Origin of the sequence: Streptomyces sp. NPDC059456 (assembly GCF_042750055.1) — a bacterium.
Lineage (GTDB): Bacteria > Actinomycetota > Actinomycetes > Streptomycetales > Streptomycetaceae > Streptomyces.
This window is the reverse complement of the sequence record NZ_JBHYVA010001051.1, coordinates 1-1,802: the sequence shown is the minus strand read 5'-3', so window position 1 is coordinate 1,802 and position 1,802 is coordinate 1. Positions and strand designations below refer to the sequence as shown.

The 1,802-nt window shown below is 76.0% G+C and carries 2 protein-coding genes; both read left to right on the top strand.

All coding sequences use genetic code 11. The features are described 5' to 3' along the window. Positions 1-1,162: DUF58 domain-containing protein (locus ACFXA3_RS42045; RefSeq protein WP_385196714.1), on the top strand; the 1,162-nt coding region annotated here is incomplete at its 5' end. Further along, positions 1,159-1,802, top strand: a 644-nt coding sequence (locus ACFXA3_RS42040; RefSeq protein WP_385196712.1) for a transglutaminaseTgpA domain-containing protein, incomplete at its 3' end; no start/stop codon positions are given. The genes ACFXA3_RS42045 and ACFXA3_RS42040, both read left to right, overlap by 4 nt.

Below are 1,802 nucleotides of genomic sequence, written 5' to 3'. Positions count from 1 at the left end.
CCTCGCCCTGCACCGCACCCGGCACCGGGTCTCCGGCAGCCGCCGGCTGACCCCGATGCGGGTGCCCGCCGGCTCCGAGGCCCGGGTGCAGCTGCGCATGGAGAACGTCTCCCGGCTGCCCACCGGCCTGCTGATGCTCCAGGACCGGGTGCCGTACGTGCTCGGGCCCCGGCCGCGCTTCGTCCTGGACCGGGTCGAACCCGGCGGGCGCCGCGAGGTCTCCTACCGGGTCCGCTCCGACCTGCGCGGCCGCTACCCGCTGGGCCCGCTCCAGCTGCGGCTGACCGACCCCTTCGGGCTGGTCGAGCTGACCCGCTCGTTCAGCACGTACGACACGCTCACCGTCATCCCCCGCACCGAGGCGCTGGCCCCGGTCCGGCTGACCGGCGAGACCTCCGGCTACGGCGACGGCGGCCGCCGCTCGCTGGCCCTGGCCGGCGACGACGACGTGATCCCGCGGACCTACCGGCGCGGCGACGACCTGCGCCGGGTGCACTGGCGCTCCACCGCCCGCTACGGCGAGCTGATGGTGCGCCGCGAGGAGCAGCCGCAGCGCAGCCGGGCCACGGTCCTGCTGGACACCCGCGCCGTCGCCTTCGAGGGCGCCGGACCCGGCTCCGCCTTCGAATGGGCGGTGTCGGGCGCCGCCTCGTCCCTGGTGCACCTGCTCGAACAGGGCTTCTCGGTGCGGCTGCTGACGGACACCGGGACCTCGGTGCCCGGCGACGGCGGCGTCTCCTCGGGCGGGCAGGAATCCGCCGAGGCCGCCGGGCTGATGATGGACACCCTCGCGGTCGTCGGGCACTCCGACGGCGCCGGCCTCTCGCGCGCCTACGACGCGGTGCGCGGCGGGGGCGGCGGGGGCGGGGGCTTCGCCGGAGCGGGCGGTGACGGGCTCCTCATCGCCTTCTTCGGCGACCTGGACGACGTACAGACGGAACTGGCGGCCAAGATGCGCGTCCGCTGCGCCGGGGCGGTGGCCTTCGTCCTGGACTCCGCCCTGTGGGCCGGACGGCCCTCGCAGGCGGAGGCACGGGTGCGCAGGCTGCGCGACGCGGGCTGGACGGCGCTGGCCGCGCCGCCCGGGGCGGCGTTCGGGGAACTGTGGCGCCAGGCCGGGAACGCTCCGCTCGGCACGGGTACTTCCGGAGGTTGGGGATGAGCGGGCGAGCGCGCGTGACGCTCTTCGCGATGCTGGCGACGCTGCTCACGTCGTGGTCGCTGGCCTCGCTGGTGGACTCGTCGGGCTGGCTGCTCCAGGCGGCGGCCCTGCTGGCCGTGCAGAGCGGGGTGGGGGCCGGGGCGCGGCGGGTGCCGCTGGGGCGCACGCTCACCGTGGCCGCACAGGCTCTGGTGTCGCTGCTGGTGCTCGTGTTCCTGTTCGCGGGCAAGGGCGAGTCCACCGGGACCGGGCCGATGGCCTACCTCGTGACGGACTTCGGCGCCCTGTTCCGGCAGGGCGTCCAGGACGTCGGCGAGTTCGCGATCCCGGCGCCGCTGACCGACGGCATCCGGCTGCTGCTGATCGTCGGCGTGCTGCTGATCGGACTGCTGGTGGACCTGCTGGCGGTGACCCTGCGGACCGCCGCCGCGGCCGGGCTGCCGCTGCTCGCGCTGTACTCGGTCGCCGCGGGGCTCTCCGGCGGCGGCGGGGCTTCCGCGGTCTCGTTCCTGCTGGCCGGCTGCGGCTACCTGTTGCTGCTGCTGGCCGAGGGCCGCGCCCTCCCAGGGCGGTCAGCACCTCCTCGGCCGGCTCGCCCTTGCGCAGTCGCTCGATGGCTTCGGGCAGCACCGCCTCGGAC